This window comes from Bowmanella pacifica (assembly GCF_014645355.1).
Lineage (GTDB): Bacteria > Pseudomonadota > Gammaproteobacteria > Enterobacterales > Alteromonadaceae > Bowmanella > Bowmanella pacifica.
Window position 1 is genome coordinate 1,265,080 of sequence record NZ_BMLS01000001.1, and the last position, 15,483, is coordinate 1,280,562.

The following is a 15,483-nucleotide window of genomic DNA, read 5'->3' on the forward strand; positions in this document are numbered from 1 at the left end:
CGCCGGTGTTAAGCCGGCGTGAGTCTGGCGTAGGCCAATACCAACCATTTGCTGCCTACATCGCTGAAATTCACCTGCACCCTGGCGTGTTCGCCCGAGCCTTCGTAATTCAGCACCGTGCCTTCGCCAAATTTAGGATGCAGCACCCGCTGCCCCAATTGAAAGCCAGTGCTTTCAAAGGCCATATGTGAGGTGGCCGGGGTAAAACGGTTTTGTACCGGCCGGGATACCTGAGTGGCACGCAGGCGGATTTCCTCAATACAATCGGATGGGATCTCACGTATAAAGCGCGACGGTGTATGGTACTTGTCCTGACCGTACAAGCGGCGGCTTTCCGCATAGGTGATATACAGCTTCTGCATGGCGCGGGTCATACCCACGTAGCAAAGCCGACGCTCTTCTTCCAAACGCCCTGGCTCTTCATTGCTCATCTGACTGGGGAACATGCCTTCTTCCACCCCGGCAATCACCACCAGTGGAAATTCCAGGCCCTTGGCACTATGCATGGTCATCATCTGCACCGCATCCTGATGGCTGTCAGCCTGGGTTTCCCCCGCTTCCAACGAGGCATGAGCCAAAAAGGCCGATAGCGGCGTCATACCTTCGGCTTCATCCGGAGCGACAAATTGTTTACAGGCCGTTACCAGTTCTTCCAGGTTCTCTATGCGGGCCTGGGCCTTTTCGCCTTTTTCGGCCTGATACATAGCGTACAAACCCGAGGCTTTAATAGCTAAGTCGGCCTGCTGCTCCAGTGCCAGACCGGGCAGATCTTCCTGTAGCTTAAGCACCAAATCCACAAAGCCCTGCAAGGCATTAGCTGCGCGGCCGGATAAACGCTTTTCCCGCAGCATCAGTAAGGCCGCCAGCCACATGGACTGCTCGGTGGCCTTTGCCACTTCTCGTACCTGCTCCAAAGTTCGCTCACCTATGCCACGGGCTGGGGTATTTACCACCCGCTCAAACGCCGCATCATCCAGTGGCTGATTGGCCATACGCAAATAGCCCAGGGCATCTTTGATTTCCTGACGCTCGAAGAATCGCAAGCCGCCATAAATACGATACGCCAGACCTTCGTGCAGCATGCCTTCTTCCAGCACCCGCGACTGGGCGTTATTACGGTAAAGTACCGCGCAGTCACTTAAGGCGCCGCCTTTCTCCTGCCAACTGCGAATTTGCGACACAATAAAACGGGCTTCATCCAGCTCATTAAAACCGGCATACAGGGAAATGGGTTCCCCTTCGCTGCCTTCGGTCCAGAGTTCTTTCCCCAGACGGCCGCTGTTATTTTCGATCACAGTGTTGGCGGCTTTGAGGATCTTGCCGGTAGAGCGGTAGTTCTGCTCAAGTCGAATGGTGGTGGCACCGTCAAAGTCGCGCAGAAAATGCTGAATATTATCCACGTTGGCGCCGCGCCAGCCGTAGATAGACTGGTCATCATCACCCACAATCATCATGTTGTTGGTAGGGCAGGCCAGCAGGCGCAACCAGGCGTATTGGATGTTGTTAGTATCCTGAAACTCGTCCACCAGAATGGCGCGAAAACGCTGCTGGTAATGTTGCAGAATACGCGGATGGTTCACCCACAGCTCATGCGCGCGCAGCAGCAGTTCGGCGAAATCAATTAAACCAGCCCGGTCACAGGTATCCTGATAAACCTGATAAATCTCGCGCATTTGGGTTTGCGACGGGTCACCATGAGTTTCAATATGCTGAGGACGCAAACCTTCGTCTTTATTGCCGTTGATATACCACTGAATAGATTTAGGCGACCAATGCTTCTCGTCCAGATTCATGCTTTTCAATACCCGGCGGATCAAACGATGTTGATCGTCTGAGTCCAGGATCTGAAAGTTTTCCGGTAAAGCGGCTTCCTGATAATGCGTGCGCAATAACCTGTGCGCCAAGCCATGGAAGGTACCAATCCACATGCCCTGTAAAGAGGAACGCATCAGGCTCTCTACCCGCGAACGCATCTCTCTGGCGGCTTTATTGGTAAAGGTCACCGCCAGAATGCCAAAGGGCGAAATCCCTTCTACATCCATCAGCCAGGCCATACGATGCACCAGCACCCGGGTTTTACCACTGCCGGCCCCAGCGAGCACCAGCATATCACTAGGTGGCGCGGCCACCGCCTGGCGTTGTTTATCATTCAGGGAGTCGAGTAGGGCTGATACATCCATCGGGTTTAGCTGGCAGTTGAGTAATGAAGGCAGTATATCAGTTGCACTGTATTTTTATACATTCATTTGCCCTAATTGGCGGACCGCAAGTCACTTGCTTTGGCAGCTGTTGATGCTGATTTGAGCCCAGCCCTTGAGTAGGAATATTTTTGCTCCCCCATTGTGGAAATATCCGACTCCGGATTAGAATCCGCCGTTGGCCCTTAATACCCTTAAAGGGTAATACTGCAGCGCCCTTGCTGTAGTAAAGCTGCCCACCTTTTTTGATTGTTACTGTCATTTTTTTGCGGAGTCTATATGCAAAGACTGCGGGATTTATCGCGTCTTGTTGAGGCTGTGTATGGCGAACTCGATCATACCTTTGGCACTTATCAACAAAACTCCGGGCTGACCTGTCGGCCAGGCTGCGGCGCGTGCTGCAATAATCCGGAGATTGACGCCACGGCCCTGGAAATGTTGCCGCTGGCACTGGAAATATACGATCAAGGCAGAGCCGAGCAAGTTCTGCAGGAACTCGAGGCCTATTCTGGCTTTGCTTGTTTTCATTATGTGCGTCACTCACTGGATGGCGTGCAAGGCCAATGCGGCGTATACCAACAGCGCCCAGCGATTTGTCGGATGTTCGGTGCTGCCGGTGTTAAAGACAAACAGGCAGGCATGCGGCTATCCGTATGCCGCACCATCAAAGCAGATAGAACAGCAGAATATCAGCAAACCCTCATCACCATGCTATCCGCCCCAGCCCCCGGTATAGCGGCCGGCAAAGACAGGGTAAGAAGTTTGGACTATGAACTGGGCAAACAGGATCTGCCGATAAATCAGGCCTTGAAAATGGCACTGGAGAGAGTGTTATTTATGGCCTATTACAGCGACTTTGAACAAAGCGAAGACGTGGCTTAAACCAGTTGCAGTAACTCGCTCAACTCATGCAACTGCACATGGGGCAACAACAGGCCTGGCTCTTGCGTAAGTTGCATGTTGCGATTGGCAGCATACCAGGCAGCCTGATAACCCGCTTGCAACGCACCAAGCACATCATTGTAGAGGTTATCACCTATATGCAGGATATCCTGTGGTGCCAAGTCCAATTGCCTGGCCGCCAGGTTAAACATAGCAGCGTGGGGTTTCATGGGCTGGCTCAGGCTGGCATGCAAGCTAAAGCGGAAATACTCAGCAATGCCAATCTTCTGCAAGTCCACATTGCCGTTTGTAATCGCCACCAAAGGCAGTTTTTCAGCCAGCCTGGCAAGTAAAGAACATATGTTCTTATCCACTTTAAACTGACTACGGCTGTCATAAAAATACTCAAAGGTGCTATCAATGGCGTGCTCCAGAGCCACACCCTGATAGCCACAGTGCAGCAACCCGCGACGTAAAACGACGCGTCGCAACTCGCCCATATCGTTGTGCAGCGCAGGCCGTTCAAACAACGCCAGCCTTTTAATTTCGTGCCAGAAGGCAAGATCTGTAGACTGGGTGGCAGCATAGTGCAGGTGCAAAAAATCCAACATGGCTTGCTCGGCTTTTTGTAAAACCGGTTTGTTGTTGTAGAGGGTGTCGTCCAGGTCAAAGGTGAGGGCGAGCGGACGATGATAAGCGCGGTAAAAGATCATTTATTCTTCTTTGCTCTTGGATGAGCACCATCATATACCTGGGCAAGATGCTGAAAGTCTAAATGGGTATAAACCTGAGTAGTAGACAAATTGGCATGACCCAGCAGTTCCTGTACGCCACGCAGATCACCACTTGACTCCAGCAGGTGGGTAGCAAAGGAATGGCGCAGTTTATGTGGGTGTACTGGCTGTACCATTCCCTGACGTTGCGCCCACAGGCCCATGCGCTTAGCGATTTGCCGGGAGGTAATACGTTGGCGCTGCATACTGACAAACAACGCGGTTTCGTCGGGTGGTGCCAACTGACCACGGACATTAAGCCAGGCATCCAGGCTTTGTCTGGCTTGCTTGCCTATAGGTAATTGACGTTGCTTGCTGCCCTTACCTAACACTCGCAGCTCTCGCTCTCTGACATCCAGCAGGTTCAAGCCGGTTAGTTCAGCCAAGCGCAAACCGCATCCATACGTCAGTTCCAGCATGGCTTTATCGCGAATGGCAAGAATGTCATCACCAGGCTCAAATTCCAATAACCCCGCCATTTCATCCACATGCAATTGCTTTGGCAAGGGACGGCCGCGCTTCGGCGCTTGCACACCGGTTGCGGGATTAAGTGGCAACACCCGCATCTGCACTAAATACTGACAAAAAGTACGCAAGGCAGATAAACGTAAAGCAATGGAGCTGGCACTTAAGCGCGCTAAACGCGCCTTGTTTAAAACACTGCGCACATGCTCGGTTTGTAGCTGTGACCAGTCTTGAATAGGTAATAATTGCGCTACCTGACGCAACTGACGCTGGTAATTGTCCAGGGTTTTAGGGGACAAGTTTCGTTCGTAACGAAGATGGGCCAGAAATGCCTCCAGCCGCTGTTCCAGGGCTGGCTCAAGCATTATTTAATACTCCGCCAGCTGCGGAACAACCAGGGTAAGAAACTTCTGCAGTTGCGTAATCAGTAAGGTATCCATACCTGGGTGAAAGTGATGTCCTTCATCGCTGCCGATGGCCAGCAGGCCCATCTCTCCGCGTTCACCAAGTAACATCATGGCCACAGATTCGATACGCTTTTCCCCAAACAACAAGGCTTGCTCCTGCTGACTTAGGCGGCCCAGATAATAAATGCCACTGGTAAAACGCTTATCCAGCAACAAACGCTTGCTGGTTTCGGGCAGATCATCATCAAAACCAAAGAGTTTCAGCGACAAGGCGTGCAGTTCAAGTTGATGTAACAATACCTGTTCAAGGGTGGCTCGCACTTCAAACAGGCTCTTACAACTAAACAGGCGCAGATTCAGGTCGGCATAAATGCGATAAATGCGCTCATTCTGCTTAGCAACCGACATCAATTCATTAATTTGGTGCTGCAACTGCCGCACCTTAAGGCGCAGTTGCTCGGCCTGGCGCTCAACCAGAGACACCGTGCCTTTCTGTTGATGAGGAATGCGTAAGGCGTCGAGAACGTTTGGATAAAACAGGAAAAAATCCGGATTCGCCAACAAATAATCCCTGACCTGCTCTTGGGTCAGAGAATCATTGTCACTCACCAATGAGGCGGTGTGTTTTTCCTGTCTCGACATATCGCTCATAAACTGATGCTTCCATCAAACACGTGCTCGGCCGGTCCGGTCATTTTTACCACCTTATCCCGACCTTGCCAGCGAATATTCAGGGTGCCGCCGGGCAAATCCACCCGCACTTCGCTTTCCAGTTTGCCCCATAACTGCCCGACCACAACTGCCGCGCAAGCACCGCTACCACAGGCCAGCGTCTCACCGCTGCCGCGCTCGAACACACGTAATTTGATGTGTTTAGGTGAAAGGATTTGCATGAAGCCGATATTGGCCCCTTCTGGAAATCTTTCATGTTGTACCAGCAAAGGCCCTAAGGTTTCAACTGGTGCCGTGTCAATATCTGGTACTTCCAGCACACAATGGGGGTTGCCCATGGACACCGCCCCGCAGAATACCGTGTGATCTTCGGCACGAATAATATAGGTGGCCTCTTCCTTATTGGCCTTAAGTGGGATCTGGGCAGGTTCAAACTGTGGCTTGCCCATATTCACCGTGACCTGGCCGTCTTTTTCCAGGTACAAAACCATACGGCCTGCACGGGTTCCCACCACGATTTTATTACGGTTGGTCAGGCCTTTTAACTTCACAAAACGCGCGAAGCAGCGGGCACCATTACCGCATTGAGAAACTTCCGAGCCATCAGCATTAAAAATGCGATAGTGGAAGTCCTGATCGGGGTCGTAGGGGGGTTCAACCATCAACAGTTGGTCAAAGCCGATACCGAAATTTCGATCCGCCAGTTGTTGAATCCTGTCCTTGGTAAAATACACATTCTGGGTCACGTTATCTATGACCATAAAGTCATTTCCCAGACCATGCATTTTTGAAAAGTGAATCTGCATCGGCACCACAGCTTTGTCCAATTGCCTTATATTACGGAAGTTTATACTCGCCTTTGTAGAGGTCTGCGAGCTTTTCTCGCTCTCGGATCAGGTGCATCTTGTCACCATCCACCAAAACCTCTGCCGGGCGACAGCGACTGTTGTAATTAGACGCCATGGCAAACCCGTAAGCGCCGGCACTGCGCACAGCGATTAAATCGCCTTCGGCCAGACCTAATTCCCGATCTTTACCGAGAAAGTCACCGGTTTCACATACCGGGCCAACCACATCATACAGGGCCTTTTCACGATCTTGTGATCTGTCCACCTCAACAATATCCATCCAGGCTGAATACAAGGCTGGTCTGAGCAGGTCATTCATGGCCGCATCTACCAGTGCAAAATTTTTCTGCGCGCCTCTTTTCAGAAACTCCACCTTACTGACCAGAATACCGGCATTGGCCATAATGGCGCGTCCCGGCTCGAAAATCAGCGGCAGATTAGGGCGGTCTTGCATACGACTGACAACGGCTTGCACATAAGTGTGTGGATCGGGTGGTGTCTCATCTTTATAGGTTACGCCCAGCCCTCCACCTACATCCAGGTGCTCAATTTCAATGCCGATAGCAGACAGTTCGTCCACCAACTCCAACAACCTGTCCAAGGCATCAACAAAAGGCGCTGTTTCGGTAAGCTGGGAACCGATGTGGCAGTCCATGCCGACAATCTTAATGTTTGCCATGGCGGCCGCCTCGCGGTACACAGCAACCGCCTGCTCACGCTCAATGCCAAATTTGTTGGCTTTTAGGCCGGTAGAAATATAGGGGTGGGTTTTGGCATCCACATCCGGGTTCACCCGCAATGAAACTGGCGCTATTTTGCCCAGCTCACCGGCCACCTTGTTGATCCTCACCAGCTCGGACGGAGACTCTACGTTGAAGCACTTAATGCCCTGATTGAGGGCATAAGCAATTTCTTGCTCGGTTTTACCCACACCGGAAAACACCACTTTGCCGGGGTCGCCGCCCGCTTCCAGCACACGGGTTAATTCGCCACCAGAGACAATGTCAAATCCCGACCCCAAACGTGCCAGCAGATTAAGAATACCGATATTAGAATTGGCTTTTACCGCATAACAAATCAGATGCGGATGGTCACCCACCGCGGTATCAAAGGCATGCCAATGTCTTTCGATAGTGGCGCGAGAGTAGATATAACAAGGGGTACCGTACTGTTCGACGATATCGGCAACAGCGACATTCTCAGCGTGCAGCCGCTGATTCTGGTAGGAAAAGAAATCCATCTAATTCTGCTCTTGTGGTTTGCTGCTTGATTGGGAGCTGCTTTGGGCCTCTGGATCTTTGTTATCCGGCGCCTGGTCGGGCAGATACAATGCGCCGTTCTTCCCGCACGCGGTCAGCAACAGTACCATAAATCCCACCACGAATTTCAGCTTCTTCACACACAGTCTCATTACTATACATAGGGCCTGCTATGATGGCATTGCCGGTAAAAAAAGCAAAGACCACCGTTGCAGATTCACGATAAGCCACCGCAATCTGCATTCAGGCAGTAAATTTATGTTTCTGTGTATAAAAATCCTGGGGTTCTGCATAAAAGCCCATTTATACTATGCGACGTTAGACAACAGAGATTTTCTTCCGCTGCTGAGATTACAAAAAGTGGTATGGAATCAGTTCAGCATCTGACACTTTGCGCCATAAATTTTCAGGCGCACTCGCATGGAACCCACAGCGGTTTCAACCCTGTTTTTCTTATCGACCAAAGGGAGACTATACCTTGGCAGATTGGACTATTGACGATGCAGAGCGTCTCTATCGCGTAAAGCGTTGGGGCGGCGGGTATTTTGAAATTGGTGATAACGGTAACCTGCACATTACGCCGGTACCGGGCAATCCCCAAGTTCGAATAGATTTCAAAAGCGTCATTGAAGAAATGAAGCAAGAGGGAATCCAATTCCCCGTTGTGGTGCGATTCCACGACATTCTTCGTTCTCAAGTTGCGGAGTTAAATCAAACCTTCCGCAATCAGATAGAAGAAGCCGAGTATCAAGGCAAATACATGGGCGTGTATCCGGTTAAAGTTAACCAGATGCGCGAAGTGGTTGAAGAGATCGTCGATGCCGGCGCTCCCTTTGACTACGGACTGGAAGCTGGCTCCAAGGCCGAATTACTGACGGTACTGGCCTTCAACACCAATGAATCCGCCCTGACAATTCTGAACGGCTACAAAGACGAAGAGTTTATGCGCCTGGCGTTGCTTGGCCGTAAACTGGGTCGCAAGATCATAGTAGTGGTTGAGAAATACTCCGAGCTGCTGTCTTTGGTGCGCATTTCCAAAGAGTTGGAGATTGATCCCATTATCGGCCTACGCTCCAAAATGACGGTAAAAGGTCGCGGTAAGTGGGAAAGCTCAGGGGGCGACCGAGCCAAGTTCGGCCTGACCATTGCCGAAATCATCAATGCTGCCCGCTATCTTGAGCAGCAAGGTCTGGCGCATACCCTGAAGCTGCTGCATTTCCATATCGGTTCTCAGTTAGTGGATATTCGCTCGGTGAAGGATGCCGTGGCCGAAGGTGGCCGTATTTATGCTGAGCTGCGCAAAATGGGCGTGGACCTGGAATTTGTTGATGTGGGCGGCGGCCTGGGGATTGATTACGATGGTACCCAATCCACCAGCGACTCCTCGCGTAACTACAGCATGCAGGAATACGTTGCCGATGTAGTGTACGGCATGAAAGAAGTGTGCGATCTGGAAGGTGTGCCACACCCTAACCTGGTCAGCGAAAGTGGCCGTGCCATTACTGCACACCACAGCTGTGTGGTGGCGCAAATCGTCGGCGAAATCAAAAACAGTACAGTGCAGTTTGATACCTCAGAGGAAGAAGACGAGCATGTGTTTGTGCGCAACATGCGCGGCCTGGTGAGCTCACTGGAAGAGGATGGCGACAATCTGCAGGAGATCTTCAATGATGCCTCGCAGTGGAAGGAACAAGCCATTGATGCCTTCAAACTGCGGGTGATTTCGCTGTCTGAGCTGGCCAAAATAGAAACTTTCTATTGGCAGTTGATGACCTATCTGCACAGAAAGATCAAAGAAGTGGAGTTTGTGCCGGAAGAGCTGCAAGAGTTACAGTACGACTTGTCGTCCCAGTATCTGTGTAACTTCTCGGTATTTCAGTCGGCTGCGGATACCTGGGCCATTGATCAGGTACTGCCGGTTGTGCCGCTGATCCGCATGAATGAGAAGCCAACGGTAAACTGTTCATTGGTGGATATTACTTGTGACAGCGACGGCAAGATTGACCAGTTCGTGGGTGAAAACGGTGTCGCCGATGTACTACCCATCCATCCGCTTAAGCCGGGTGAAGATTACTTTATTGGTTTGTTCCTGACCGGTGCTTACCAGGACGTAATGGGGGATATGCACAACCTGTTCGGTCGCTTAAACGAAGTTCATATCTTCAGTGATGATGACGATCCGGAAGACTTCTATATTGAAGAAGTGGTCACGGGTTCATCGGTCAGCAATGTGTTGTCTATTATGCAATACAATCCTTCGGCCATGGCCCAGGACGTGAAACGCATCATCGACAAGCATGTGGCAGCCGGCAGCATTAAGCCCCGCGAAGGGGTGAAATGGACAGACTTCTATGAAGACTGTCTGCATGGCTACACTTACCTAAAGACCAGCAAGTAATACTCTCTCAGGGCGCGGCCTGCGCCCTGATTTTCATCTGCTCGAAGAAATCTGCCCAGAAGTTCACGGTGATCTCATTCATCAGATTGGACTCGGCATTCATTAAAAACACCATGGCTGTGTTGTACTTGGGCGCAAAGCCAATATCTGCCCGATAGCCTTTTACCCAACCGCTATGATGAACTAACAATTCGCCGTCAAATTCATAGACTCGCCATCCCAGACCATAATGGGCCTCTTTAAGATGCTCGCGCCAGTGGCGCCGACGTAACTCTTTACGGGTGCGTACTTTTGGGGTGACCAGTTGATCAATGGCATGACTGGATAATAAGTGCGGGTACTGCCCCAACATCAGCTTTGCCCATTGACCCATATCGCGAATACTGGCATTCACCCCAGCGGCTGGCGCAAACCGATAGTAATCTTCACTAACACTCACTGTATGCCAGCGATTTTTTGCCAGCAGCACATGGGGTTTGGCCCAGTTTTCATCGCGCATCAGCGCCTGCCGGCCAACGCCGGAGCGCGACATACCAAGGGGCATCAAAAGATTTTCTTGTAATAGCTGAGCATAATTTTGCTGCAGACTGTTGTTTAGACCTTCCTCAACCACGGCGAACAAGGCATTTTGGTAGGTGTAGCAATTACCTGGCGCACAAATTGGCTTTAGCCCCGCCAATTCGTTGAGTACACGCTTAACCGGATAATCGGCCTCGATGAGATTGTCATAAGCATTAGGCATATAACCGCTGGACTGGCTGAGAATGTGACCCAGGGTCATTTTATTAGCCAGCTCGGGTTTAAATGGGACATCCGGGGCCAGCTTGGATACCGGTTGATCCCAGCTCAGCTTGCCTTGCTCCACTAACTTAGCGGCCAATACCGAGGTAAAGGTTTTGGATACCGAGGCCAACCTGAAAATGGTGTCCTGATCAACGCTCTGCTTACCTTTTCTCTCGGTTTTGCCTTGCACAAAAACCTGATCAGGCTGTCCCGTCGATACCACCACAAAGGCATAGCCGGGAACGGCTTTCTGCCGCGCCGCCTTTTTTACTTCATCGGCAAACGCACCTAGCCAGTTATCCTGAGCGTTGCTGGTCGGGCTGACAGTGCAAAAAAACAGCAGCCAAAAAAGATACTTCATTCTGTTTATTCTATCTCAATCGCAAACCAGGCAGTCCCGGTTGTTACAACTATCGGGTGATTCTATCATCTGAATAACAAATTTGGATTGAGTTCCGTTTTCATCGCATCTTTTCACCCAGACTCGTTACAATTGTTGCCAGTGTATTGATGATGCCAGTGTATGAATCAGCAACAATATCAGCAAGCCAGACTATCCCGTGACAGGCGCTTTGACGGCCGTTTTTTTGTGGCGGTAAAGACTACGGGTATCTTCTGCCGGCCTATCTGCCCGGCCGTTGCTCCCAAAGAACAAAATGTTGAATATTATCTCCTCGCCGAGCAAGCCATGCAGGCAGGCTTCCGTCCCTGCCTGCGTTGCAGGCCGGACAGCTCTCCGCAATCCTGGGCCTGGAAAGGCGTAGATACCAGCGTTGAAAGGGCGCTAAGGTTATTGGCTGACCATCCTGAATTAAGCCTAAGCCAGATAGCCGACAAGCTAGGTATGACAGATCGTTATCTGCGTAAATTATTTCAGCAGCGCATAGGTATGGCCCCCAAACGCTACCAATTATTCAAACAATTATTACAAGCCAAACAGCTGTTACATCAAACTCATCTGAGCGTAGAGCAAGTGGCACTGGCCTGCGGTTTTCAGTCTGCCCGGCGCTTGCAAGAGAATTTTCGCCAGCACCTGCACTTAAGCCCGGGACAAATCCGTCACCACGCCAATGCAGGACAACCTATGCAAATACAACTGAGTTTTCGGCCACCTTATCACTGGCCCATGTTACGCGACTTTCTCGCTCAGCGGGCTATAGCTGATATGGAGTGGGTTACCCAGAACAGCTACGCCAGAGTCTTCAGCTACGGGGGGGGCCAGGGATATTTTTGTGCCGAATACCAAGCCGATAAACACTGCTTTAATGTCGGTTTGGAGCTGGATGATCTCAGCCTGCTTACTGGGGTACTGACCCATATTCGCCGGGTACTGGACCTAGACGCAGACACCGGGTTGATTGGCGAACGATTGCGTCAGGCCGGTGTATGCCCCGAGCAGCAAGTTGAAGGTCTACGTCTGCCCGGAGTTTGGTCTCCGTTCGAGGCCGGTTGCCGGGCCATATTAGGTCAGCAGGTCTCGGTTAAGGCGGCTATCGGCCAGGTTAGCCTGCTGGTCAATCAGCTCGGCGGGCAAGGCGAGAAGGGCAGGTATTTTCCCACTCCCGAGGCGATTGCCCATGCCGACTTATCCTTTTTGAAGATGCCGGCGAGCAGACGCGATACCTTGCGTCGCTTTGCCGAATACTGGGCCACTTTTGGTGAACCACAAGAGCCAGATGATTTGCTGACACTCAAAGGAATCGGCCCCTGGACGGTTAACTATATGAAACTCAGAGGCTATTCCAACCCGGATATCTGGCTGGATACCGATCTGGTGATAAAAAAACAGCTGCAACAGCAGCAGGTTGACGCCGAGCGTGTGTCTCCCTGGCGCAGCTACCTAACCTTTCAACTATGGAGCCAGGCATGAATGTTCAATATTGCTACCTGCAAAGCCCGATAGGCCTGGTAGAAATCAGTGCGGTTACTCAAGGCATCAGAGCGATTAAATTTGTTGAGAAGCGCGGCTTTGAGGCGCAGCAAACTCCGCTGTTAAACCTGGCCACCGAACAACTCGCGGGGTATTTTGACGGCCAAAGGCAAGTTTTCGACCTGCCTTTGGCAGCGCAGGGTACGTCCTTCCAACAGCAGGTGTGGAACGCTTTGCTCAGCATCCCCTTTGGTCAGACCGCCAGCTACCTGGATATTGCCAGAAAGATTGGAAACCCAGCAGCAGTCAGAGCGGTGGGCGCAGCTAACGGTAAAAATCCCCTGTCGGTCGTGGTGCCCTGTCACAGAATTATCGGCAGCAACGGTACGCTGACAGGTTATGCCGGAGGATTGGAGCGCAAAGCCTGGCTGCTGCAACACGAGCAACTTCAACCAAGCTTAGGTGACTGGTGAGTTCTTGTTATCGCCGTGCATCCTGAGCGGATATTGTTAACCATCAGGCCCAAGGTTATAAAACAGCCCACTGGCACAAATCTCATCCTTAGTTAGAATAGCAGCCAAACAGGATCTAAAAGGAAACAACATGGCATTTTCTGTGGTTATTCTCGCAGCGGGCAAGGGAACCCGTATGAAATCCTCGTTACCTAAGGTATTGCACCCTATCGCAGGCAAGCCCATGGTTCAGCATATTATTGATACCGTGAACGGCCTGGGCGCCCAGAATATTCATCTGGTGTATGGCCATGGCGGTGAACAACTGCAGCAAGCGCTGGCCCACAATGAGCTCAACTGGTGTCTGCAAGCAGAACAATTAGGCACTGGGCACGCGGTTCAGCAAGCCGTTCCCGCTCTTCAAGACGATGAGAACGTATTGATTCTGGTCGGTGATGCCCCCTTGATCAAAACGCAGACCCTGCGCCAACTCTTAGATGTAAAACAGCACTGCGATCTGGCACTGCTGACCGTGGAATTGGACGATCCAACTGGGATGGGCCGGATTATCCGCAACGGTGATCAAGTGGTTGCCATTGTTGAGCACAAAGATGCCAGCGAACAGCAGCGCCAAATCCGCGAAATTAATACCGGCATGATGATCATGAAAGGTACCGACCTGAAACGCTGGTTGGCCAACCTGAATAACGATAATGCCCAGGGCGAATTTTATCTGACCGATGTGATCGCCATGGCGGCCGCAGAAGGTAAACAAATCCGCGCCGCGCATCCGCAAACCGCCACCGAAGTCGAAGGCATCAACAATCGCAAGCAACTGGCAGCCATAGAACGGGCTTATCAGGCTGAACAGGCCGAACGTCTGATGATGGACGGGGTGAGCCTGCTGGATCCTGCGCGTTTTGACCTGCGTGGTGAGCTGAGTTGTGGGCAGGATGTTAGCATTGACGTAAATGTTATCGTGCAGGGCAAGGTGCAGATTGGCAATAATGTCCAGATTGGCGCGAACTGCATACTGATCGACTGTGAAATAGGTGACAACTCGGTTATCGAAGCCAACAGTATCGTGGAACAGGCAAAGGTTGGGGTTAATTGTCAGGTGGGTCCCTATGCCAGATTGCGCCCTGGTGCGGTACTGCATGAAAAAGCCAAAGTCGGCAATTTTGTTGAAATGAAAAAATCCACCCTGGGTAAAGGTTCGAAAGCCAACCATCTTACCTATTTGGGTGACAGCGATGTGGGCGAGGGCGTGAACATTGGCGCTGGTACTATTACCTGTAACTATGACGGCGTGAACAAGTTCAAGACCATCATTAAAGACGGTGCCTTTATCGGCTCCAACAGTGCACTTGTAGCCCCTGCGGTCATTGGCACGAATGCCACGGTAGGAGCGGGCTCCATCATCACGCAAGAAGTTCCGGATGAGCAACTGGCCGTTGCCCGAGCCAAACAACGTAACATCAGCGGCTGGAAACGCCCGGTTAAAAACTGAATCTTCCAACCACTGACGACAGCTAAGGGCCCGGCTTAATGCCGGGCTTTTTATTGCCTGTCGTTATTCAAGCTATGTTAGCCAAGCTTTACACAGCAACAGACATAATAACCCTTAGCCATCACATTTTTTGCTTGCATCGAACAAATAATCAACTACCATAAGTTTCGTTGTGAAACTTTTAATTTCGATTTGATGTATAAACGAAACACTCAGCTACGTCGCCGCGCCATTGTTGACCGCCTGATGTCACAGGGGGAAGTAACAGTTGAAGCCCTGACTAAAGCATTCAGCACCTCTGAAGTGACTATCCGTAAAGATCTTACCGAGCTTGAGCGCAATGGTCTGCTGGTACGTAAATATGGCGGTGCCATGTTGTTACCCCAGGATACCCACGAATTGGAAGAGGAGCTTTCGGTTCGAAAGGTATCTATTGCCAAAGCCGCCAGTCAGCTTATTCGTGATCATAATCGCATTATTATCGACAGTGGCAGCACCACCTCGGCATTACTGCCCGAGCTAAACCATAAGCGGGGCTTGGTGGTAATGACCAATGCCTTGCATGTGGCCAGCAGTCTGCTGGAGCTGGAAAACGAGCCCACGGTTTTAATGACAGGCGGTACCTGGGATACCCAGTCCCATTCATTTCAGGGTCAAATGGCCGAACAGATGCTCAGAGCCTATAACTTTGATCAGGCTTTTTTAGGGGCAGCGGGGCTGGACCTGGAAAAAGGCAGTACAACGTTTAATGAATTAACCCAGCTATCCAAAGTGATGGCGGAAGTGGCTCAGCAGGTCATCGTACTGGCAGAGTCAGAAAAATTACAACGCAAAATCCCTAACCTGGAGCTGCCCTGGTCCATGATTTCGGTGTTAGTGACCGACGATCAGATGCCAGCAGAGGCCAAACGACAGATAGAACAAAAAGGCGTGACAGTGATCTGCGCCGCAAGCGAATAACGGAGA

General features: G+C 51.2%; 14 protein-coding genes. 6 read left to right on the forward strand and 8 right to left on the reverse strand.

All coding sequences use genetic code 11. The annotated features are described in order from the left end of the window. Positions 1-8: 8 nt before the first annotated feature. Positions 9-2,180, reverse strand: coding sequence for a DNA helicase II (gene uvrD / locus IEX02_RS05250; protein WP_188691208.1), 2,172 nt, complete (start codon positions 2,178-2,180; stop codon positions 9-11). A 297-nt stretch (positions 2,181-2,477) separates the two neighbouring features. On the opposite strand from uvrD, the gene IEX02_RS05255 reads away from it, so the two are divergent. Further along, positions 2,478-3,080: a YkgJ family cysteine cluster protein gene (locus IEX02_RS05255; protein ID WP_188691209.1), complete on the forward strand. Its 603-nt coding sequence runs from the start codon at positions 2,478-2,480 to the stop codon at positions 3,078-3,080. On the opposite strand, the gene IEX02_RS05260 is transcribed toward IEX02_RS05255, so the two are convergent. From IEX02_RS05260 to lptM, 6 genes are read right to left on the reverse strand one after another with little or no spacing between them, the layout of a single operon-like run. Beyond that, the gene (locus IEX02_RS05260; RefSeq protein WP_188691211.1) at positions 3,077-3,793 is read right to left on the reverse strand and encodes an HAD-IA family hydrolase; all 717 of its coding nucleotides are present in this window, start codon (positions 3,791-3,793) and stop codon (positions 3,077-3,079) included. The genes IEX02_RS05255 and IEX02_RS05260 overlap by 4 nt on opposite strands. Further along, positions 3,790-4,683: a tyrosine recombinase XerC gene (xerC, locus tag IEX02_RS05265; RefSeq protein WP_188691213.1), complete on the reverse strand. Its 894-nt coding sequence runs from the start codon at positions 4,681-4,683 to the stop codon at positions 3,790-3,792. The genes IEX02_RS05260 and xerC overlap by 4 nt, the downstream gene beginning before the upstream one ends. A 3-nt stretch (positions 4,684-4,686) precedes the next feature. Beyond that, positions 4,687-5,376, reverse strand: a complete 690-nt coding sequence (locus IEX02_RS05270) for a DUF484 family protein (RefSeq protein WP_188691215.1) — start codon at positions 5,374-5,376, stop codon at positions 4,687-4,689. Continuing rightward, positions 5,373-6,203: a diaminopimelate epimerase gene (gene dapF / locus IEX02_RS05275; RefSeq protein WP_188691217.1), complete on the reverse strand. Its 831-nt coding sequence runs from the start codon at positions 6,201-6,203 to the stop codon at positions 5,373-5,375. Before dapF ends, IEX02_RS05270 begins: the two co-directional genes overlap by 4 nt. Before the next feature lie 31 nt (positions 6,204-6,234). After that, complete coding sequence (lysA, locus tag IEX02_RS05280; protein WP_188691218.1) at positions 6,235-7,485, reverse strand: diaminopimelate decarboxylase; 1,251 nt, start codon at positions 7,483-7,485, stop codon at positions 6,235-6,237. Next, complete coding sequence (gene lptM, locus IEX02_RS05285) at positions 7,486-7,644, reverse strand: LPS translocon maturation chaperone LptM (RefSeq protein ID WP_188691220.1); 159 nt, start codon at positions 7,642-7,644, stop codon at positions 7,486-7,488. Positions 7,645-7,982: 338 nt separating this feature from the next. Here lptM and speA point away from each other — a divergent pair, with 338 nt between their 5' ends. Further along, positions 7,983-9,902 (forward strand): biosynthetic arginine decarboxylase, encoded by a 1,920-nt coding sequence (gene speA, locus IEX02_RS05290; RefSeq protein WP_188691222.1) that lies wholly within the window; start codon positions 7,983-7,985, stop codon positions 9,900-9,902. Between the two features lie 7 nt (positions 9,903-9,909). Here the strand turns inward: speA and IEX02_RS05295 are convergent, their stop codons facing one another. After that, positions 9,910-11,046: a serine hydrolase domain-containing protein gene (locus IEX02_RS05295; protein WP_188691225.1), complete on the reverse strand. Its 1,137-nt coding sequence runs from the start codon at positions 11,044-11,046 to the stop codon at positions 9,910-9,912. 162 nt (positions 11,047-11,208) lie between these two features. On the opposite strand from IEX02_RS05295, the gene IEX02_RS05300 reads away from it, so the two are divergent. From IEX02_RS05300 to IEX02_RS05315, 4 genes are all read left to right on the forward strand, one after another. Beyond that, positions 11,209-12,555 carry a DNA-3-methyladenine glycosylase 2 family protein gene (locus tag IEX02_RS05300; protein WP_188691228.1) on the forward strand — a complete coding sequence of 449 codons (1,347 nt, stop codon included), beginning with the start codon at positions 11,209-11,211 and terminating at the stop codon, positions 12,553-12,555. Beyond that, the gene (locus IEX02_RS05305) at positions 12,552-13,028 is read left to right on the forward strand and encodes a methylated-DNA--[protein]-cysteine S-methyltransferase (protein WP_188691231.1); all 477 of its coding nucleotides are present in this window, start codon (positions 12,552-12,554) and stop codon (positions 13,026-13,028) included. The genes IEX02_RS05300 and IEX02_RS05305 overlap by 4 nt, the downstream gene beginning before the upstream one ends. A 130-nt stretch (positions 13,029-13,158) precedes the next feature. After that, a complete protein-coding gene (glmU, locus tag IEX02_RS05310) occupies positions 13,159-14,517 on the forward strand; it encodes a bifunctional UDP-N-acetylglucosamine diphosphorylase/glucosamine-1-phosphate N-acetyltransferase GlmU (RefSeq protein WP_188691234.1) in 1,359 nt (452 codons plus the stop codon). A gap of 195 nt (positions 14,518-14,712) precedes the next feature. After that, complete coding sequence (locus IEX02_RS05315; protein ID WP_188691236.1) at positions 14,713-15,477, forward strand: DeoR/GlpR family DNA-binding transcription regulator; 765 nt, start codon at positions 14,713-14,715, stop codon at positions 15,475-15,477. Positions 15,478-15,483 lie beyond the last annotated feature (6 nt).